We start from the raw sequence: 19,376 nt of genomic DNA on the forward strand, positions 1-19,376 counted from the left end.
GTACCATCGCTGCGTTTGCTCTGACTTAGCGGGTTCGCAAGGGGGAAAGTCATGGCCGGCAGCAGACGGAAACGCCTCGGTGTCACAGCCGGGGTGCTGGCGGGAGCGGTCTTCGCGACCGGGATCGGATTGTGGGCCACGGACAGCGGGCCCTTCAAGGACGCCTACTGCTGGGGCGCGTGGCAGCAGAACAGCGGCCCGCACCTGCTCGGCGACGAGGCCGTGGACGAGTCGGGCGCCGAGCGGCGGGCGACCGAGTCCGCGCCGCCGTCCGCCGGGCGGCCGCAGGGCACGTGCACCGTCGAGGTGGCGTCGGACGACGACGAGGACAAGGTCACGGTGACCTACGGCCCTCTGCCCGCCGCCGCGGACAAGCGACAGGAGTGGATCACCCACTACCTGCACGGCTCCGTCTCCTTCCTGCCCGACGGCCTCGACGGCCTCGTCGGCGGTGACCGGGGCATGCTCGTGCTGCCCGAGGCGTGCGACGTGGACGGCAGGCCGTCCGTCGTGACGATGCACAACGAGAACTGGAGCGAGGGCCGCGAGGGCCGGGTCACCGGAGGCATGGGCGTGATCGGCACGCGCGCCGAGGTCGCCGAACTGCTCCTGGCGGTCGCCGACACCGGGATGCGCGCTGCGGGGTGCGCCCCGAAGGAGCCGCTGCGCGCCACCTCGCCCATGGCGACCGTCGCCGAGGACAGAGAGGACGCGGACAATCCCGTCTGCCGGATTCCCGGCGTGGTCTTCGACCTGCCGAAGCAGTCGAGGTACCGGCAGCAGGTCGGTGTCGTGGGCGACCGGCTGCAGACGTGCTCCGTGGCGTGGCTGACCGAGAGCTTCGACGAGGAACCGGCCGCGCAGTACGTGATGGCCTCGGCGCCACGTCTCGCGGCCCTGTTCACGGGCCTGCCCGAGGGGCCGGACAAGGGGCTCGTGCGGGTCGAGTGCCAGGGACGCGAGACCGTCTTCTACGGAAGCACCCGGCTCGGGCTGACCGGCATCGCGAAGCCCAGCGCGGAGCGGGTGTTCACGAACTTCGTCGACTCCGTTGGCAAGCGCATCGGATGCAAGGCGGACGGGGGCACGGCATGACGACGACCGAGGAGACGCCGGAGCAGGAGACCGCGTCCGCCGCCGAGCCGCGGCCCTCGCTGCTGCGGAGGCTCCTGCACAGCCGTACGGCCAGGGCGGTCACCGCCTCAGCCGTCGCCGGCGCCCTGCTGGGCGCGGGCGTCGTGGCCTGGCGTACGGACACGCTGCCGCTGCTGAAGGCGGACGCCTGCTGGGACTCGCTCGACGACGCGACGCTCTCCGCGCTGTTCGGCGACCGCCGGATCGAGGCGGAGGAGCAGGAGCTGCGGCGCGATCCGCAGACCGCCTCACGCTCGTACGGGCAGTGCCGGGTCACCAGCTTCGACGACCGCAGCACGGGGCGTCGGCAAGCCGTCATCCGCGTCCACTACCTCGACGGGCATTACGGCGAGGACTCGCGGCGGTGGCCGGAGGAGTTCCTGTCCGCCCGTATGGTCGGACTGGGTGAGGGGCTGCCCGGGATGGTGTCCCCGAACCGCGCGTGGCTCGCCGTGCCGCAGCAGTGCACGGGGCGGCCCAAGGACGGCGACGCCTCGCTCGTCGTCGATGTGGCCCTGGGGGAGCACGACTTCGACTCGGAAGGCCCGCACGACCGGGAGGACCGGGAGGCGCTGGCGCGCACCGTGGTTGCCGCGACCAACGGCGTCATCCGCGAGCTGGGCTGCACCGGCACGTACCGCGCGCCGCGCGACCTTGCGCCGCTCCCTCAACGGACGAGTGTGCGGCCCGGAGACTTCTGCGGCGTGGACGGGCTGGCGCTCCCTGCCGCGCACCGGAAGAACCTGACCTGGGTCCGCGAGGGAGGTGGCGACGGCGCCGTCGCTCGTGTCTGCGAGGCAGGCTACGGCTCGCTGGGGACCCACGTGCGCATGATGACGCTCGTCGATCCCGGCATCACCGAAATCTTCGGCAAAGAGACCCTCGACGGCGTCAGGTTCCATGCCGACGGCAACAGCGGCTACGGATCCGCGGGACTGATGCGCGCGGTGTACGGGGCGAACTGCCAGACCGGGCGCGTGATCTTCTTGATGGAGCAGACCCGCTCCTACGAGAACGATCCCCGCATCGTCGCCGACCTGATGCCGGCCTACGTCGCGGCCGAGGCGGAGCGCATCGGCTGCGGCCGGCTGAAGATCGAGCTGCCGCGCGCCTGAGCCCGCGCCTCGGCGCGGGCTCAGCCCGGAGGCGTAGGACCAACGGCGAGGTGACACGTACACCGGTGTCCTGATGTACGGGCCGCAGGGCGTTTGCGACCATGACACGCATGGCCGCAGCCCGTTCGCACACACAGACGTCCCTCCCGCCGTCCGCCGCCTCACGGTCGGCACGCACCTGGGCGGTGATCCTCGCCGCGTGCGCCGGGCAGTTCCTCGTCGTGCTCGACGTGTCCGTCGTCAACGTCGCGCTGCCGTCGATGCGGGCGGACCTCGGGCTGAGCGCCACCGGGCTGCAATGGGTGCTCAACGCGTACTCGATCGCCTTCGCCGGGTTCATGCTCCTGGGCGGGCGTGCGGCCGACATCTTCGGGCGGAAGCGGATGTTCCTCGTCGGGCTCGGGCTGTTCACGGCCGCGTCGCTGGCGGGCGGGCTCGCGCAGGAGGGCTGGCAGCTGCTCGCCGCCCGTGCCGTGCAGGGCCTCGGCGCGGCCGTCCTCGCCCCGGCGACGCTCACGCTCGTCACGGCGGCCGTCCCGCCCGGCCCCGCCCGGACGCGCGCCATCGGCACCTGGTCGGCCGTCGGGGCGGCGGGCGGCGCGGCCGGCGGCCTCGTCGGGGGCGTCCTCACCGACCTGCTTTCCTGGCGCTGGGTCCTCCTGATCAACGTGCCCGTCGGGGTGCTCGTCCTGGCCTGCGCGGTGGCGTGGCTCAGCGAGAGCCGCGTGGCCGAGGGCCGCCGCCTCGACCTGCCGGGCGCGGTCCTGGTCACCGGCGGCCTCGCTGCCGTCGCGTACGGCATCGTGCAGACGGAGGAGTCGGGCTGGGCCGAGAGCGGGACGCTGCTGCCCCTGCTCGGGGGCCTCGTGCTGCTGGGCCTCTTCGTGGCCGTGGAGGCGCGCACGGCCGCACCCCTGATGCCGCTGAAGGTCTTCCGCTCGCGCGCCGTGTCGGCCGCGAACGTGGCGATGACGGTCACCGGTTCGGTGTCGTTCGCCATGTGGTTCTTCATGACCGTCTACGCGCAGAACGTTCTCGGCTACACGCCGCTGGAGGCCGGACTCGCCCTGATCCCCAGCTCGTTGAGCATCGTGATCGGCTCCAAGCTGGCCCCCCGCCTGATGGTGCGCGCCGGCGCGCGGAACGTCGCGGTCCTCGGCGCGCTGATCGCCGCCACCGGATTCGGCTGGCAGTCGACGATGGGGGCGGACGGCTCGTACCTGACGACCATCGCGCTGCCGGGCGTGCTGATGATGACCGGAGTCGGCCTCGTCGCGACGCCGCTCGCCTCCCTCGCCACCTCGGGCGCGGCGCCCGGCGACGCCGGTCTGGTCTCCGGCCTCGTCAACACCTCCCGCACGATGGGCGGCGCGCTCGGCCTCGCGATCCTCTCCACCGCCGCGGCCTCCCGCACGGGCGGCGCGACCACGGCCGAGGCGCTGACGTCCGGCTACGCGCTGGCCTTCCGCACGGGCACCGGGGTGCTGCTGGGCGCCGCGCTCCTGATGCTGCTGTGGCTGCCGCGCCCGGAGCGGGCCGCGGGCCCGGAGTCCTAGCTCACGGATCCGGATACCCGTCGCGCCGGGCGTGGACGTCGGTCGGTCACGGCCGGCCCTGCTCCCCGGCCGCCGCCGCGGCCAGCACCGGATCGATCACTGTCTCGCCGGTCAGGGCCCGGCGGATCGCCTCGGCCAGTTCCTCGGCCGGGCCGTCCTTCACCAGGAGTCCGGCCGCCCCGGCCTCCAGAGTCGCGCGCAGGAGCCCGGGCCGGCCGAAGGTCGTGAGGATCAGCACCCGGCAGTCCGGCACCTCCTTGCGCAGTTCGGCCGCCGCGTCGAGGCCGCTGAGGCCGGGCAGTTCGCAGTCGAGCAGCGCCACGTCGGGCCGCCGGGTCAGCGCCGTGTCCACGATCTCGTCACCGCGACCCACCTGGGCGACCACCTCGATGTCGTCCTCCATGCCGAGGAGTAACGCGAGCGCGCCGCGTGTCGTGTTCCGGTCCTCGGCGATGAGCACCCGTACGGACTTGGCGGGTCTGTGCTCCCGCGGCATTTCGTCCACGATGTCAAGGGTATGACCGGCCGCGCCGGCGCGCCTGTCACGGCCGGACAGGGGAAGCCGGAAGCCCCGTCGGAGGCGCACCGGGTCGACGTCCCTCGGGCGGCGACCCCTGATCTGACAAGTCGTCAGCCGTCTTCCCAATGCCCGGTGGCTGCGTTATACATAGGCCCATCGGCCTAGAACGCGTTCTAGAACCGTCTGGGCCCTGTCCGGGCGACCTCGGTGCGGCCGACGGTGCGGACGGCCGTGCCGAGGTCTTCGAACCGTTCGAGGAGCAGCAGCCCCATGCCCATTGACCCTGCCAGGGCCCTCGCCGCCGAACCCCGCCCGACCACGATCCGCTGGGACCACAAGGACGTCCAGCTCTACCACCTCGGCATCGGGGCGGGCGTCCCGGCCACCGACCCCGACGAGCTGCGCTACACGCTGGAATCCAGGCTCCACGTCCTGCCCAGCTTCGCCACCGTGGCGGGCGCGGGCATGGGCGTCGTCGGCGGACTGTCCGCGCCCGGCATCGACGTCGACCTCGCCGCCGTCCTGCACGGCGGCCAGCGCATCGCCCTGCACCGCCCCCTGCCCGTCAGCGGCACGGCGACCTCCACGTCACGCGTCGCCGCCGTGTACGACAAGGGCAAGGCGGCGGTCCTCGTCCTGCGCACCGAGGCGGCCGACGACGACGGGCCGCTGTGGACCAGCGACGCCCGGCTCTTCGTCCGCGGCGAGGGCGGATTCGGCGGCGAACGCGGCCCCTCCGAGCGCCTCGCCGTCCCAGGTCGCGCACCCGACAGGACCGTCGAGCGCGTGATCCGTGAGGACCAGGCGCTGCTCTACCGGCTCTCCGGCGACTGGAACCCGCTGCACGCCGACCCCGAGTTCGCCAAGCTCGCCGGCTTCGAGCGGCCCATCCTGCACGGGCTCTGCTCGTACGGCATGACGCTCAAGGCCGTCGTCGACACGCTCCTGGGCGGCGACGTCACCAAGGTCCGCGCGTACGCCACCCGCTTCGCCGGCGTCGTCTTCCCCGGCGAGACCCTGCGCATCCGCATGTGGCGGCACGACGACGGCGTCCAGGCGGCGGTGACGGCGGTGGAGCGGGACGACGCCCCGGTGCTCGCGGACACGATCGTCGAACATTCGTGACCTTCCGAAGGGATCCGCCATGCGCGCAGCCGTTCTGCACGAGACAGGCCAGGACAAACTCGAAGTCCTCGACGACGTCGAGGCGGTGGGCTTCGGCCCGGGCAAGGTGCGGATCCGCGTCCGGGCGACCGGACTGTGCCACTCGGACGTCTCCGCGATGACCGGCGTCCTGCCGCAGCCCGCCCCCTTCGTCCCCGGCCACGAAGGCGCGGGCGAGATCGTCGAGGTCGGTGACGGCGTGGCCGGCCTGGCACCGGGCGACCGGGTCCTGCTGTGCTGGCTGCCCGCGTGCGGCACCTGCCCGTCCTGCCGGCGCGGGCAGCCGCACCTGTGCCTGGCGGGGTTCATGAACGCGGGCACCCCCAACTTCGCCCGCCCCGGCGGTGACGTCTTCGGCTTCGCCGGCACCGGCACGTTCGCCGAGGAGGTCGTCGTCGGCGCGGGCTGCGCCGTGCCCATCCCCGACGACGTGCCCTTCGACATCGCCGCGCTCATCGGCTGCGGCGTCACGACCGGGCTCGGCGCGGCGATCAACACCGCCCAGGTGCAGGCCGGTTCGTCCGTCGCCGTCATCGGCTGCGGCGGGGTCGGCATCTCCGCGATCCAGGGCGCCCGACTCCAGGGCGCGGCCGAGATCGTCGCGGTCGACCCGGTGGCCTCCCGGCGCGAGGCGGCCCTGCGGTTCGGCGCGACCGAGGCCGTGGCCCCCGACGGACTCGCCGACGCCAAACAGCGCGTCACCGCGGGCGAGGGCTTCGACTACGTCTTCGAGGTGGTCGGCCGGTCGCAGACGGCGCGGACCGCGTACGAGACGACCCGGCGCGGCGGAACGCTGTGCGTCGTCGGCGCCGGCGCCATGGACGACCACCTCCAGCTCACGATGTTCGAGCTGTTCTTCGACGAGAAGCGCATCCTGCCCTCCCTGTACGGAGGCGGCGACGTGCTGCGCTCCTACGAACGGGCCATCGCGCTCTGGCGGGCGGGCAGGATCGACCTGGAGTCGCTGATCACCCACCGGGTCCCGCTGGCCGGGATCAACGACGCCCTGGCGCAGATGCGCAGCGGCGAGGCCCTGCGCACGTGCGTCGAGATCTGAGGGGGCCGCGATGACACTCCCTCTGGCGGGCCTCACGGCCGTCGTCACCGGCGCGGGCCGGGGGATCGGCCGCGCGGAGGCACGGGAACTGGCGCGGCTCGGTGCGGCCGTCGTCGTCAACGACTACGGGAAACCGGGCCATGGGGGTACCTCCCATGCCGAAGGCCATGGGGGAGGCAGCGGCGACGCGTCGGCCGCGCCCGCCGAGTCGGTCGCGGCCGAGATTCGCGCGGCGGGCGGCCGGGCGGTCGCCCACCTCGGCGACGTCGCCGACTTCGAGACGGCCCGGGGGCTGATCGACCTGGCCGTGGCGGAGTTCGGCAAGCTCGACATCCTCGTCAACAACGCGGGCATCCTGCGCGACCGCATGATCTTCTCGATGTCCGAGAGCGAATGGGACGCAGTGGTCCACGTCCACCTGAAGGGCCACTTCACCACGACGCGCTTCGCCTCGGAACACTGGCGCGCACGAGCCAAGGCGACGGGCGCGCCGGTGTACGGCCGGATCGTCAACACCTCGTCGGAGGCGTTCCTGGCGGGCTCGGCGGGCCAGCCCAACTACGCGGCGGCCAAGGGCGGGATCGTCGGCCTGACGACGTCGTCGGCGCAGGCGCTGGCGAAGTACGGGGTGACGGTGAACGCGATCTGCCCGCGGGCGCGGACCCGTATGACGGCGGACGTCTTCGGCGACGCCCCGCCCCCGGGCGCGGCCGACCCTCTGTCCCCGGAGCACGTGGCGCCGGTGGTGGGCTACCTCGCGTCCCCGGCGGCGTCGGTGGTCACCGGCCAGGTGCTGGTGGTGCACGGGGGCATGGTGGCGGTGATGGAACGCCCGAGGGTGGCGGCGAAGTTCGACACGGCGAAGGACGTGTTCACGTACGAGGAACTGGAGTCGCTGCTGACGCCCCACTTCGACGGGGAGTCGTTCGCGGCGCGCGAGGTGCTGTCGCTGAGGAGGGGGTAGGGGGCGGCGCGGCGCTTGATGCGGGGTCTCTGCCCTCGTGTGTCGCCGCGCCTCAATCGCCGGCGGGGCTGGGCGTGCGCCTCGACGGCCGACGGGGCTTGTGCGCTGCGGTCTTGTCGGGGCTCTGCCCCGAACCCCGCGCCTCAATCGCCGGCGGGGCTTGATTCGCCCCCGTGCCTCAAGCGCCGGCTGGGCTGGGTGTGCGCCTCAACGGCCGGCGGGGCTGGTGTGCGCTGCGGTCTTGTCGGGGCTCTGCCCCAGGCCCCCGTGCCTCAATCGCCGCCGGGGCTTGATTTGCCCCCGCGTCTCAATCGCCGGCGGGGCATGATTCGCCCCCGTGCGCCTGAGGCGCCCCCGCGCGGCTCGTGGGGGATGAGCCCGGGGGCCGGGACGGCCGACGGGCTGGGTGCCGCGGCAGCGGCAGTCCAGCCCGTCTGGAGGTCCCCACGGCCGCCAGGCCGTAGGGGGAGCGGCGGTTACAGGGGTCCGGGGCGGAGCCCCGGTTACGGGAAGGGGCGGGGTGGGGAAAACACCCCCACGCTTCAGGCGCCCCCGCCCTCCGACGCCCCCGGACGCCGGTGGCGGCCGTGCGTCGGCGCCGCCCCGTCCTCCGCCGTGGCCGCCCCACCACGATGCTTCCCCGCGCCGCCGGCGTCAGCCCCGACCGCGTCCGCCGGCTGCGGGCGCTCGTGGGCCGTGTCGGTTCGGACTTCAGACATGTGAGAACTTCACCCCGTCGCAATCGCTGATTCACTGTCACAGGGCTCCGGCAGCAAGCTCCGTAGACCCGTCACCGTCGGCGCACGGGCGGTGCGGCTGCGTAGCCCCGGCCGCAGAGTTTAACCACGGGCCGCACGGCCGGTGAGGGGTGCCTGCTGCAAGGGAACCGGCTTGCACACCACAGGACTCCCTGACGCCTCGCACGGTTCCCCACCTGCGTGTTCCGCTTGTGCCGGTTCTGTGGCAGGGCCCTCGCCGGGACTCCGCACACCGTTCGCATCCGGCAGGCCGAAGGTTTCTGCGCACCCGGCCGCACGCCCAGCCGCACGCCCGGCCCCACGCCCGGCCTCGACGCCGCCCGCACCGTCCCTCGGCGCCTCCATCCGCGCCACGCCGCACGGCACTTCGCCGGTCGCGTACGGCAGTCGGAGCACCCCGTCCCTGCTCCACGTCCCCGAGCCCGCCAACCACCCGGGGGGAGGCGCCAGTTGGTGGAGGCGGCGGCCCGCCGGGCGCCATACCCCCAGCCAGCTGCCCGCCGCCCCGTCGATCCGCAGCGCCACCGCGCAACTCTCCGGCGCCAGCATCTGCCCCGGCTGCACGGCGAACGGCGTCACCAGCGCGTCCGGCAGCCGCAGGCTCTCGGGGAACCGGACCGGTCGCAGGCTGCCGAGCACGCCCCAGCCGAGCCGGTCCCGGCCCTCGCCCGGCGCGTTCGAGCGGATCAGCAGCAGGCCGCTGTCGGCGTCCGCGAGCAGCAGCCGGTCGTCGCTCTCGTCGGTGATCTCCAGCAGCGGTGTCACCACCCCGCCGAGCGCGAGATCCACCGCCACCGTCTTCACGGGTCCGCCGGGCTGCTGCCGGTCCAGGGCGAGCAGCCGTCCCGTACGGTCGAGCCACGCGCCGCCCGAGCAGCGGCCGGGCACGTCCGCGACGCGCTCGGGGCCGAACGCCCCGCCCGCCACGAGCCACACGGCCGTCGACGTCTCCCCGGGCGCCAGGGCATAGGCGTACGCGCCGTCCGGTGCGGGTGGAAGCAGGGTGAGCTCCGCGGCCTCGACGGCGCCGAGGGCCAGTTCACCGGTCCCCGGACCGGCCGGGTACAGCAGCGAGAACGTGTGCCGCTCGCCCGCACGACGGTTGATCAGGACCCGTCCGTCGGCCAGCGGTAGCACCTCCGCATCGCGCTCCTCGGGCTGGTCCAGCGGCAGCGGGACGGCGTACGGCTCGGGGCCGTCGAGCGTCCAGCGCTCCGGGAACAGGGCATCGCCGGTTCCGGTGAGCCGGGCCGCGTACGTACCGTCCGCGGTGATCGTGAACCCCGTACGCGCCACCGCCTCTTCCTTCTTTGCGGCGGTCTCGATGGCACAAGCAGTCATCGATACGTCACCTCCGTCCATCGACGCTAGGTATCGCACTTCCTGCCGAACACCGCGAGACATGGCACTTCACACATAAGGATGGCGATGCCCGGATTTGCCTGAGACGAAGGGGGTGGTTGTGCTCGGTGACGGAGGCGTGCTTAAGGTAAGGCACCCCTAAGTTCGTCCCCAGGAGTCACCATGTCCCTACGCCGCCGCGGCGCCGCCGCAGCCATCGCTCTCACCGCCGCACTGTCCCTTGCCGCCTGCGGCGCCGAAGGGGGCGGGGGCGACGCCGGGAAGGGCAAGGACAGCGGAAGCCAGGGCGACGCGGGCGGCAAGAAGTCCGTCGCACAGGGCGGCGAGGACTTCGCCGACGCGGCGAAGAAGACGGCAGCCATGGGCACGGACGCCCGGCCCGGCCAGTTCCCGCGCACCATCACCCACGCCCGCGGCACGACGGAACTGAAGTCCGCGCCGAAGCGGGTCGTGGTCCTCGACGTCGGCGAGCTCGACAACGTCGCCTCCCTCGGCGTCGAGCCCGTGGGCTACGCCGCCCACCGAGGGCGACGACGGCATCCCCGGCTACCTGAAGAAGCAGGCCGGCAGCCCGAAGAGCGTCGGCACGATCAACAGCCTCAACCTGGAGGCCATCGCCGCGCTGAAGCCCGACCTGATCCTCGGCAGCGAGCTGCGCGCGGCCGACAAGTACGACGAGCTGTCCAAGATCGCCCCGACGGTCTTCTCCATCCGCCCCGGCTTCACGTGGAAGGAGAACTACCTCCTCAACGCCGCCGCGCTCGACAAGACGGCCGAGGCGAAGGAGCAGCTCGGCGCGTACGAGAAGAAGGCGAAGCAGCTCGGCACGGACATCGGCGAGAAGAAGCCGACCGTCACCATGCTGCGCTACATGCCGGGCAAGATCCGCCTGTACGCCCAGGCGTCCTTCATCGGCACGATCCTGCGCGACGCGGGCGTCCCGCGCCCCGCGAACCAGCAGATCGAGGACCTGGCGGTCGAGATCAGCCCGGAGAAGATGGACCAGGCCGACGCGGACTGGATCTTCACCGGCGTCTACGGCGACCCGGCCAAGACCCAGCGCGACACCGCCCGCTCCAACCCGCTGTGGAAGCACCTCGAGGCGGTCAAGGCCGGGCAGGCCAAGGACGTTCCGGACGAGACCTGGTACCTCGGGCTCGGCGTCACGGCGGCCGACGAGGTCCTGGACGACCTGCGCGGCTACCTCGTCAAGTAGCCCCCGCCGACCGGAGGACCGCGGCGCCCCCAGCGGTGGGGCGCCGCGGTCGTCCGCCGGGCGCCGGGCGGCGTCGCGGGCCCAGACCGGTGTCCGGGTCCGGGCAGGTAGCCTTTCCCCCGTGCCCCGTCTGTCTGAAGTCATCACCGCCCTCGACGCCCTCTGGCCGCCCGAGCGGGCCGAACAGTGGGACGCGGTCGGCACGGTGTGCGGTGAGCCCGACGCCGCGGTCACGCGCGTGCTGTTCGCCGTCGACCCCGTCCAGGACGTCGTCGACGAGGCGGTGCGGCTGGGCGCGGACCTGCTGGTCACCCACCACCCGCTCTACCTGCGCGGTACGACGACCGTCGCCGCCGGCCACTTCAAGGGCCGTGTCGTGCACACGTTGATCAAGAACGACATCGCGCTGCACGTCGCCCACACCAACGCGGACACCGCCGACCCCGGCGTCTCCGACGCCCTCGCGGGCGCGCTCGACCTGCGGGTCGTACGGCCCCTGGTGCCCGACGCCTCCGACGCGAACGGGCGCCGCGGCCTCGGGCGCGTCTGCGAACTCGACCGCCCCGAGACGCTGCGCGACTTCGCCGCGCGCGCCGCGAAGCGGCTGCCCGCCACCGCACACGGCATCCGCGTCGCGGGGGACCCGGACGCCCTCGTACGGACGGTCGCGGTGAGCGGCGGTTCCGGCGACAGCCTCTTCGACCAGGTGCGGGCCGCCGGAGTGGACGCCTTCGTCACCGCCGACCTGCGCCACCACCCTGCTTCGGAGGCGACACAGCACTCTCCGCTCGGACTCGTCGACGCCGCCCACTGGGCCACCGAGTGGCCCTGGTGCGAGCAGGCGGCGGCGCAGCTCGACGAGATCTCCGACCGGCACGGCTGGGACCTGCGGGTCCACGTCTCGACGACGGTCACCGACCCCTGGTCCTCCCACCACGATTCCCCTGGAGCCCCCAACTGAACGCAGCGCCCGCCGACCAGATCCGACTCCTCGACGTACAGGCCCTCGACATGCGCCTGTCGCAGCTGGCCCACAAGCGCAAGTCGCTGCCCGAGCACGCCGAGATCGAGTCGCTGAACAAGGACCTCACGCAGCTGCGCGACCTGCTCGTCGCCGCGCAGACCGAGGAGAGCGACACCGCCCGCGAGCAGATCAAGGCGGAGCAGGACGTCGACCAGGTGCGCCAGCGCGCCACCCGCGACCAGCAGCGCCTCGACTCCGGCGCGGTCAGCTCGCCCAAGGACCTGGAGAACCTCCAGCGCGAGATCGTCTCGCTCGCCAAGCGCCAGGGCGACCTCGAGGACGTGGTCCTGGAGGTCATGGAGCGCCGCGAGTCCGCGCAGGAGCGGGTCGCCGAGCTGACCGAGCGCGTCTCGTCCGTGCAGGGCAAGGTCGACGCGGCGACGGCCCGGCGCGACGCCGTGCAGGCGGAGCTGGACGACGAGGCCGCCTCGGTCACCAAGGAGCGCGAAATCGTGGCCGGTTCGGTGCCCGCCGACCTGCTGAAGCTCTACGAGAAGCTGCGTGTGCAGCAGGGCGGTGTCGGCGCGGCGCGCCTGTTCCAGCGCCGTTGCGAGGGCTGCCAGCTGGAGCTGAACATCACCGAGATCAACGAGGTCCGCGCGGCCGCGCCCGACACGGTGCTGCGCTGCGAGAACTGCCGCCGCATCCTCGTCCGTACGTCCGAGTCGGGGCTGTAGTGCCCGCAGTGCGCGAACTGGTGGTCGAGGCCGACGGCGGCTCCCGGGGGAACCCGGGCCCGGCCGGCTACGGCGCGGTCGTCCTCGACCCGGCCACGGGCCTGACGCTGGCCGAGGCGGCCGAGTACATCGGCGTGGCGACCAACAATGTCGCCGAGTACAAGGGCCTGGTGGCCGGGCTCAAGGCGGCCCGGGAGCTCGACCCGGAGGCGGTCGTCCGCGTCCGGATGGACTCCAAGCTCGTCGTCGAGCAGATGTCCGGCCGCTGGAAGATCAAGCACCCGGACATGCGGCCGCTGGCGGCCGAGGCCGCGTCCGTGTTCCCGTCGTCGCAGGTCACCTACGAGTGGATCCCGCGCGAGCGGAACAAGCACGCGGACCGGCTCGCCAACGAGGCGATGGACGCCGGACGCAAGGGCAGGCAGTGGGAGCCGTCGCGCTCCACGGCCGAGCTGGACACGCAGGCGGCGCGGGTCGTCGGGGACGCGGCGGCCGGCGCGGCGAAGGCGCGGGCGGCACTTGCGGGTGCGGGTGCGGGTGCGGGTGCCAGTGCCGGTGCCGGTGCGGTGCCGGTGGCCTCCCCGCCTGTCGCGGCGACGGTGACCCAGGCGGCCGCCGCTCCCGCGCCCGTGCCCAGCACGGGCTGGGGCGTGTCGGCGGACCTCGGCACGCCGTCCACGTTCGTGCTGCTCCGCCACGGCGAGACGGCGCTGACCCCCGAGAAGCGCTTCTCCGGCAGCGGGGGCAGCGACCCCGTCCTGTCGGAGGCGGGCCGCCGCCAGGCGGAGGCGGCCGCCACGGCCCTGGCGGCGCGCGGCACGATCCAGGCGGTCGTCACCTCGCCGCTGCGCCGCTGCCGCGAGACCGCCGAGGTGGTCGCGGCCCGGCTGGGCCTCCACGTGATCGTCGACGAGGGGCTGCGGGAGACGGACTTCGGCGCGTGGGAGGGGCTGACGTTCGCGGAGGTCCGCGAGCGCTACCCCGACGACCTGGACGCCTGGCTGGCATCCCCCAAGGCCGCCCCGACGGGCGGCGGCGAGAGCTTCGCGACGGTGACGCGCCGGGTGTCGTCGGCCCGGGACCGGCTGCTGGCGCGCCACCAGGGCCGTACGGTGCTGCTGGTCACGCACGTGACGCCGATCAAGACCCTGGCCCGTCTGGCGCTGGGGGCCCCGCCGGAGTCCCTGTTCCGCATGGAACTCTCGGCGGCGTCGCTGTCGGCGCTGGCGTACTACGCGGACGGGAACGCGTCGCTGCGTCTCCTGAACGACACGTCCCACCTCCGCTGACCGTTGGCTCGGGGGCCCCGCCCCCGCGCCCCTGCGCCCCCGCGCCCCCGCGCCTCAGTCGCCGGCGGGGCTGGGGGTGGCGGCGGGGCTGGGGGTTCCCGGGGCACTGCTCCCGGAACCGCCTCCTACGCCCCGCGGGCGTGGGGATCCCCACCCACGGCCTGCAGGCCGTAGGGGGAGATTGAGGACACCGCGCGGAGCGCGGTACGGGGCCGGGGCGGAGCCCCGGTTCGGGAAGGGGCGGGGTGGGGGAGATCAACCCCATGACCTGGCAACTCACCCACGACCTCGACGAGTTCCACCACCACGCCGGCCCCCACCTCGCCGCCGACCCCGTCCGCAACACCGGACTGCTCACCGTCAGCGAGACGGTCCGGCGCCACGGGCCGGGCGCGTACGGCGACAGCGGCGGTCCGCCGCCCCGCTTCGGCTGGTGGAGAGAGGGCGACGGCGTCACCGGAGCCTTTCTCCAGACGCCTCCGCACCCGCCCCTCCTCGGGCAGGTCACCCCCCACCAGGCCCGTGAACTCGCCCGCGCCCTGCGGGCCGACGGGGCCGTGGTCACGGGCGTCAAGGGACCCGACGGCAGCGGCCGGGCGTTCGCGGACGAGTGGGCCGGGCCGGGGCAGTGGTCCGTGGACGTGCGGCTGCGGCTGTTCCGGCTCGGCGAGCTGTGCCCTCCCGAGCAGCCGCCCCCGGGCCGTGCCCGCAAGGCCACCACCGCGGACGTCGCGCAGGCGGCCGCGTGGATGACGGGCTTCGCCGCCGACACCGGGGCGAGCACCGATACGGACTACACCGCGAACGTGTCCCGCCGCATCGCCTACGGCGGCCTGTACCTCTGGAAGGTGGAGGGCCGGCCCGTCTCCATGGCCGCCCACTCTCCGGTGCTCGCTGGCCACGCGAGGATCGCGCCCGTCTACACCCCGCCCGGGAGCCGCGGCCGCGGATTCGCCGGCGCGGTGACCGCCGCGGCCAGCCAGGGGGCCCTGGAGGCGGGCGCCCGGCAGGTGCTGCTCTTCGCCGACGTGGACGACCCGGTCCCCAACCGCCTCTACGAGCGCCTGGGTTACCGCCCGCTCGCCCCCTACGTGGAGCTGGACTTCGGCCGGTAGGACACCGGGCGGGACGTCAGGCCGACAGCGCGCGGCCGGCGTCCTGCCCGCGCAGCCCCGCCGCCTCGCGCGCCAGCGTCTCGACCCGGCCCCAGTCCCGGGCCGTCAGCGCGTCGGCCGGCAGCATCCAGGTCCCGCCGACACAGCCCACGTTCGGCAGCGCCAGGTACGCGGGGGCCGAGGCGAGCGAGACGCCGCCCGTCGGGCAGAAGCGGGCCCCGGGCAGCGGGCCGGCGAGCGACCGCAGGTACGCGGTGCCGCCCGCCGCCTCCGCCGGGAAGAACTTCATCTCGTGCACGCCGCGCTCCAGCAGCGCCACGACCTCCGAGGCCGTCGAGACGCCCGGCAGGAACGGCACGCCCGACCCGCGCATGGCCGCCAGCAGCGTGTCCGTCCATCCGGGACTGACCAGGAAGCGCGCCCCGGCCGCCACCGCCGCGTCGACGCCGTCCGGCGAGACCACGGTGCCCGCGCCGACGACCGCGTCCGGTACCTCCGCCGCGATGGCCCGGACCGCGTCGAGCGCGGCGGGCGTACGCAGCGTCACCTCGATCGCGGGCAGCCCGCCCGCGACGAGGGCACGGGCGAGGGGCACGGCGTCGGCAGCGTCGTCGATGACGACGACGGGCAGGACGGGCGCGAGGTCCAGCACGGACGGGGCGGAAGTCATGCGCCCCATCCTGCCCAGGACAAGCATCCAGCGCAACGAGCGTTGCGCCCTGTGCAATGAGTCAGTGGATCTCCGACACGAGCACGTCGAGCTTCCCCGCCGCCGGTGTCTCCACCACGTACCCGAGGTCCCGCAGCGCCTCCACCAGTTCGCCCGGCGACCCGGGCGCGGTCCCCGCCTCCAGCAGGCTCCGTACGATCCGCCCCTTCGTCGCCTTGTTGAAGTGGCTCACCACCTTCCGGGTCGGCGCGTGCAGCACCCGCACCGTCGCCGTACGCGCCGCGATCTCCCCCTTCGGCTTCCACGCCGCCGCGTACGCCGACGACCGCAGGTCCAGGACCAGCCCGTCCCCGGCCGAGTCCGGCAGCACCGACGCCATCGGGCCCCGCCAGTACGCACCGAGCGCGCCCAGCCCCGGCAGCTTCACGCCCATCGAGCAGCGGTAGGAGGGGATGCGGTCGCCGAGACGCACCGCGCCCCACAGCCCGGAGAACACCAGCAGGGACTGCCGGGCCCGCCGGCGGGCGGCCGCGTCCAGCGTGGCCAGGCCCAGCGCGTCGTACAGCACGCCCGTGTAGATCTCGCCGGCCGGACGCGTACCCGCCGTCCGCAGCCCGGCGTTCTTCGCGACCTCGCCGCGCAGCCCCTCGCTCAGACCGAGAACCTCCCGGGCCTTCGTCTCGTCCGCGGCGCACAGTTCGACCAGCTCGTCCAGGACGGCGGCGCGTGCCTCGGCGAGCCCGGGCAGGGACAGCGACTCGGGCTTCAGGGGCGCCCCGCGGCCGGAAGCGGCCTTCCCCTCCGACGGCGGCAACAGCACGAGCACGGCAGATCTCCTTCATGACGTACGGGGGGAGGGGGTGCGGCCCCCGAGCCAGCCTACAAAGCGGGCGGGCCGCCGAAATGCCACGGCCCCCGCCCCGCCATACGCTCGGTCCATGCCCCGCCGCCCCATCCGTCTGACCGGCGCAGCCGAGGCCCCGCCGCTGCGCGCCGCCCTGCGCGAGCTGCGCGCGACGATCGGCGTCGGCGAGGACTTCCCGGCCGCGGTACTCGCCGAGGCGGAACAGGCCGCCCGCGCACCCCGCCTGCCCGGATCCGACGAGACCGGCATCCCGTTCTTCACCATCGACCCGCCGGGCTCGGTCGATCTCGACCAGGCGATGCACCTGACCCGGCGCGAGGGCGGCGGCTTCCGCGTCCACTACGCGATCGCCGACGTCGCCGCGTTCGTCATGCCCGGCGGGGCGCTGGACGCCGAGTCCCACCGCCGGGTGCAGACCCTGTACTTCCCCGACGGGAAGGTCCCGTTGCACCCGCCGCTGCTCTCCGAGGGCGCAGCCAGCCTGCTCCCCGGCCAGACCGCGCCCGCACTGCTGTGGCGCATCGACCTCGACGCCGAGGGCCGCGCCGTGACGACGGACGTACGCCGGGCCCTCGTCCGCAGCCGGGCCAGGCTCGACTACGCGGGCGCGCAGCAGCGGATCGACGCCGGCACGGCCGAGGAGCCGCTCGCCCTGCTCAAGGAGATCGGCGCCCTGCGCGAGGCGCTGGAGGTCGAACGCGGCGGGATCTCCCTCAACGTCCCCGAGCAGGAGGTCGTCCAGCAGGACAGCACCTACGCCCTCGAATACCGGGCCCCGCTGCCCGCGGAGGCCTGGAACGCCCAGATCTCCCTGCTGACCGGCATGGCCGCGGCCGACCTGATGGTCGCGTACGGCACCGGCATCCTGCGCACCCTGCCCACCGCCCCCGACGGTGCGGTGGCCCGGCTGCGCCGCTCGGCGACCGCGCTGCACATCGACTGGCCGCACCACGTCTCGTACGCGCAGCTCGTCCGCTCCCTCGACCCGCACGACGGCCGGCACGCGGCCTTCCTCCAGGAGTGCACGACGCTGCTGCGGGGCGCGGGGTACACGGCGTTCACCGGAGGCGTGCTGCCCACGCCCGCCGTGCACGCGGCCGTCGCGGACGAGTACACGCACTGCACCGCGCCGCTGCGCCGGCTCGTGGACCGCTACGCCGGTGAGCTGTGCCTGGCGGCGGTGGCAGGGCAGGAGCCGCCACCATGGGTGAGCGAGGCGCTGGAGGAGCTGCCCAGGGAGATGGCCGAGGGGTCCCGGCGGGCGGGCACGGCGGAGCGCGGGTACGTCGACATCGTGGAGGCGGCCGTGCTGCGCGACCGCGTCGGCGAGGTCTTCGACGCGGTGGTGGTCGACGTCAAGGAGAACGAGCCGTCCGTCGGCACCGTCCACCTGGAGGACCCGGCGGTGGTGGCCCGGGTGGAGAGCGACGGCGCCGGCCTGCCCCTGGGGGAGCGGCTGCGGGTACGGCTCACCCAGGCCGACCCGGTCCGCGCGAAGGTGCTGTTCGCTCCCGCGTGACGGCCTCGCGCAGGGCCGCGGCGAAGGCGCGGGCGTCGTCGGCGTGGACCCGGACCGTCTGCAGCCGGCGCTCCCGTCCCAGCAGCCCGGTGTGCGTCACCGGCCCGGACAGCTCCAGCGTCACCGACGTCTGCGCCGCGACCTTCAGATCGAGGACGCCGTCCGTCTCCTCGTGCGTGAACAGCAGCTCGTGCCGTACGGAGGCGATCCGGTCCAGCGGTATCAGCAGGTCCACGTGGCCGGCCTGGCGCAGCCGCAGTGCGTCGGCGGAGAGCACGTGGGGGCGGGTCACGGAGGCGGCGTGCAGCCCGAGCACGAACAGGACGGTGTACACGTCCAGGAAGAGCACCACGGCGTGCACCGTCGGCCAGCTCTTCACCAGATACGAAAGGGCCACGGTCTCCACGACGCACACGAACGCGAATCCGTACATCAGCGCCGCCTGGTCCCGCGCGTGCCCGAAGGGCCGGTCGTCGGGCCCGACGCCGTTGCGCCGCCGCGCGGCCCACAGCGCCAGGGAGAGCATCAGCCGCAGCTCGTGCCCCGCGAGCCGGCGGACCACGGCCACCTGCCGCTTCACCGACCACGCTCCACGACCAGGCGCAGCGCGCGGGTCACGACGGCGGCCTGCGCGGGCGAGAAGTCCGCGAGGAACGCGTCCATGAAGGCGTGCTCCGGGGCCCGGCCGCCGAGCTGCTCCGCCACCTCGTCGGGGAGGAGGGCGGCCAGCGCCCGCGCGGCCTCCTCGACCCGGGCGTCTGCCCGGTCCGCGTCCACGAGCGCGTCGAGCTGTTCGTACACGGCGTACGCGCGCTCCATCGCCCCCGGCGCCTCGGTCATCCGGCGCATCGCCCCCATCAGCCGCTCCTGCTCGGCATCGGGCGCCACGGTGTCCAGAAGCGCCAGCAGCTCCCGGTCCTTGGCGGCGATCGCGGGTTCGGGTCCGGGCAGCCGGGCGGACGCGCGGGCCATGTCCCCGAACAGCTCGGCCAGCCGCGGCGAGACCGGGCCCTCGGCGGTGAGGCTCCCGTCCCGCGCCTGGCCGAGGAGTACGGCGAGCCGTGCGCGCCGCTCGTGGATGAGCGCTTCCTGCCGTCCGAGATCGGCGTCGAGCTCCTCCAGCACCTCGACGAGATCGCGCCCGGCGTCGTCGGCGAGTACGTCACGGACCTCGTCGAGCCCGAGCCCCAGCTCGGTGAGGCGCCGGATCCGGGCGAGCAGGACGGCGTCGCGGACGGTGTAGTCCCGGTAGCCGTTGGCCCGCCGTACGGGCTCGGGCAGCAGCCCGAGATGGTGGTAGTGCCGCACGGCCCGCGGGGTCACCCCGACGAAGGCGGCGATCTCTCCGATACGCATGCGGCCAGTAGAAAC

16 protein-coding genes and 2 pseudogenes are annotated in these 19,376 nt (G+C 73.9%); 12 read left to right on the forward strand and 6 right to left on the reverse strand.

Annotation, left to right across the window (positions count from 1 at the left end):
* The first annotated feature begins 51 nt into the window (after positions 1-51).
* From QFZ82_RS27870 to QFZ82_RS27880, 3 genes are all read left to right on the forward strand, one after another.
* Positions 52-1,095, forward strand: a complete 1,044-nt coding sequence (locus QFZ82_RS27870) for a hypothetical protein (protein ID WP_307715761.1) — start codon at positions 52-54, stop codon at positions 1,093-1,095.
* Entirely contained in the window at positions 1,092-2,249 is a 1,158-nt protein-coding gene (locus QFZ82_RS27875) for a hypothetical protein (RefSeq protein WP_307715762.1), read from the forward strand. Before QFZ82_RS27870 ends, QFZ82_RS27875 begins: the two co-directional genes overlap by 4 nt.
* 110 nt (positions 2,250-2,359) lie before the next feature.
* Positions 2,360-3,805 (forward strand): MFS transporter, encoded by a 1,446-nt coding sequence (locus tag QFZ82_RS27880; RefSeq protein ID WP_307715763.1) that lies wholly within the window; start codon positions 2,360-2,362, stop codon positions 3,803-3,805.
* Positions 3,806-3,854: 49 nt separating this feature from the next.
* Here QFZ82_RS27880 and QFZ82_RS27885 read toward each other — a convergent pair.
* Positions 3,855-4,310, reverse strand: a pseudogene (locus QFZ82_RS27885) (response regulator); the annotation flags it as partial.
* Positions 4,311-4,595: 285 nt separating this feature from the next.
* Between QFZ82_RS27885 and QFZ82_RS27890 the strand changes: the two are divergent.
* The 3 genes from QFZ82_RS27890 to QFZ82_RS27900 are packed head-to-tail and all read left to right on the forward strand — an operon-like array spanning position 4,596 to position 7,510.
* On the forward strand, positions 4,596-5,450 hold the full coding sequence (locus QFZ82_RS27890) for a MaoC/PaaZ C-terminal domain-containing protein (protein ID WP_307715764.1): 855 nt from the start codon (positions 4,596-4,598) through the stop codon (positions 5,448-5,450).
* A gap of 19 nt (positions 5,451-5,469) precedes the next feature.
* Positions 5,470-6,546 carry a Zn-dependent alcohol dehydrogenase gene (locus QFZ82_RS27895; RefSeq protein WP_307715765.1) on the forward strand — a complete coding sequence of 359 codons (1,077 nt, stop codon included), beginning with the start codon at positions 5,470-5,472 and terminating at the stop codon, positions 6,544-6,546.
* A gap of 10 nt (positions 6,547-6,556) precedes the next feature.
* Positions 6,557-7,510, forward strand: a complete 954-nt coding sequence (locus QFZ82_RS27900; protein WP_307715766.1) for a 3-oxoacyl-ACP reductase — start codon at positions 6,557-6,559, stop codon at positions 7,508-7,510.
* An 839-nt stretch (positions 7,511-8,349) separates the two neighbouring features.
* On the opposite strand, the gene QFZ82_RS27905 is transcribed toward QFZ82_RS27900, so the two are convergent.
* Positions 8,350-9,609, reverse strand: coding sequence for a hypothetical protein (locus QFZ82_RS27905; RefSeq protein ID WP_307715767.1), 1,260 nt, complete (start codon positions 9,607-9,609; stop codon positions 8,350-8,352).
* A gap of 183 nt (positions 9,610-9,792) precedes the next feature.
* Here QFZ82_RS27905 and QFZ82_RS27910 point away from each other — a divergent pair.
* The 5 genes and pseudogenes from QFZ82_RS27910 (at position 9,793) to QFZ82_RS27930 (ending at position 14,951) form a co-directional block, all read left to right on the forward strand.
* Positions 9,793-10,846: pseudogene (locus QFZ82_RS27910) on the forward strand (ABC transporter substrate-binding protein).
* Positions 10,847-10,967: 121 nt separating this feature from the next.
* Entirely contained in the window at positions 10,968-11,807 is an 840-nt protein-coding gene (locus QFZ82_RS27915) for a Nif3-like dinuclear metal center hexameric protein (protein WP_307715768.1), read from the forward strand.
* Positions 11,804-12,547 (forward strand): zinc ribbon domain-containing protein, encoded by a 744-nt coding sequence (locus tag QFZ82_RS27920; RefSeq protein WP_307717866.1) that lies wholly within the window; start codon positions 11,804-11,806, stop codon positions 12,545-12,547. Before QFZ82_RS27915 ends, QFZ82_RS27920 begins: the two co-directional genes overlap by 4 nt.
* Before the next feature lie 8 nt (positions 12,548-12,555).
* On the forward strand, positions 12,556-13,836 hold the full coding sequence (locus QFZ82_RS27925; protein WP_307715769.1) for a bifunctional RNase H/acid phosphatase: 1,281 nt from the start codon (positions 12,556-12,558) through the stop codon (positions 13,834-13,836).
* A 263-nt stretch (positions 13,837-14,099) separates the two neighbouring features.
* The gene (locus QFZ82_RS27930) at positions 14,100-14,951 is read left to right on the forward strand and encodes a GNAT family N-acetyltransferase (RefSeq protein ID WP_307715770.1); all 852 of its coding nucleotides are present in this window, start codon (positions 14,100-14,102) and stop codon (positions 14,949-14,951) included.
* Between the two features lie 16 nt (positions 14,952-14,967).
* On the opposite strand, the gene eda is transcribed toward QFZ82_RS27930, so the two are convergent.
* On the reverse strand, positions 14,968-15,621 hold the full coding sequence (gene eda / locus QFZ82_RS27935; RefSeq protein ID WP_307715771.1) for a bifunctional 4-hydroxy-2-oxoglutarate aldolase/2-dehydro-3-deoxy-phosphogluconate aldolase: 654 nt from the start codon (positions 15,619-15,621) through the stop codon (positions 14,968-14,970).
* A 61-nt stretch (positions 15,622-15,682) separates the two neighbouring features.
* A complete protein-coding gene (yaaA, locus tag QFZ82_RS27940) occupies positions 15,683-16,447 on the reverse strand; it encodes a peroxide stress protein YaaA (protein ID WP_307715772.1) in 765 nt (254 codons plus the stop codon).
* Positions 16,448-16,559: 112 nt separating this feature from the next.
* On the opposite strand from yaaA, the gene QFZ82_RS27945 reads away from it, so the two are divergent.
* A complete protein-coding gene (locus tag QFZ82_RS27945; protein WP_307715773.1) occupies positions 16,560-18,005 on the forward strand; it encodes an RNB domain-containing ribonuclease in 1,446 nt (481 codons plus the stop codon).
* Here the strand turns inward: QFZ82_RS27945 and QFZ82_RS27950 are convergent.
* Complete coding sequence (locus tag QFZ82_RS27950) at positions 17,956-18,585, reverse strand: hypothetical protein (protein WP_307715774.1); 630 nt, start codon at positions 18,583-18,585, stop codon at positions 17,956-17,958. The genes QFZ82_RS27945 and QFZ82_RS27950 overlap by 50 nt on opposite strands.
* Positions 18,582-19,361, reverse strand: a complete 780-nt coding sequence (locus tag QFZ82_RS27955) for a MerR family transcriptional regulator (RefSeq protein WP_307715775.1) — start codon at positions 19,359-19,361, stop codon at positions 18,582-18,584. The genes QFZ82_RS27950 and QFZ82_RS27955 overlap by 4 nt, the downstream gene beginning before the upstream one ends.
* Positions 19,362-19,376: the final 15 nt, after the last annotated feature.

The sequence above is a fragment of the Streptomyces sp. V4I23 genome (assembly GCF_030817975.1).
Taxonomy (GTDB): Bacteria; Actinomycetota; Actinomycetes; order Streptomycetales; family Streptomycetaceae; genus Streptomyces.

Coding starts and splice junctions, on each gene's coding strand:
- QFZ82_RS27870 (WP_307715761.1), top strand. CDS start 52: ATGGCCGGCAGCAGACGGAAACGCCTCGGTGTCACAGCCGGGGTGCTG.
- QFZ82_RS27875 (WP_307715762.1), top strand. CDS start 1,092: ATGACGACGACCGAGGAGACGCCGGAGCAGGAGACCGCGTCCGCCGCC.
- QFZ82_RS27880 (WP_307715763.1), top strand. CDS start 2,360: ATGGCCGCAGCCCGTTCGCACACACAGACGTCCCTCCCGCCGTCCGCC.
- QFZ82_RS27890 (WP_307715764.1), top strand. CDS start 4,596: ATGCCCATTGACCCTGCCAGGGCCCTCGCCGCCGAACCCCGCCCGACC.
- QFZ82_RS27895 (WP_307715765.1), top strand. CDS start 5,470: ATGCGCGCAGCCGTTCTGCACGAGACAGGCCAGGACAAACTCGAAGTC.
- QFZ82_RS27900 (WP_307715766.1), top strand. CDS start 6,557: ATGACACTCCCTCTGGCGGGCCTCACGGCCGTCGTCACCGGCGCGGGC.
- QFZ82_RS27905 (WP_307715767.1), bottom strand. CDS start 9,609: ATGACTGCTTGTGCCATCGAGACCGCCGCAAAGAAGGAAGAGGCGGTG.
- QFZ82_RS27930 (WP_307715770.1), top strand. CDS start 14,100: ATGACCTGGCAACTCACCCACGACCTCGACGAGTTCCACCACCACGCC.
- eda (WP_307715771.1), bottom strand. CDS start 15,621: ATGACTTCCGCCCCGTCCGTGCTGGACCTCGCGCCCGTCCTGCCCGTC.
- QFZ82_RS27945 (WP_307715773.1), top strand. CDS start 16,560: ATGCCCCGCCGCCCCATCCGTCTGACCGGCGCAGCCGAGGCCCCGCCG.
- QFZ82_RS27955 (WP_307715775.1), bottom strand. CDS start 19,361: ATGCGTATCGGAGAGATCGCCGCCTTCGTCGGGGTGACCCCGCGGGCC.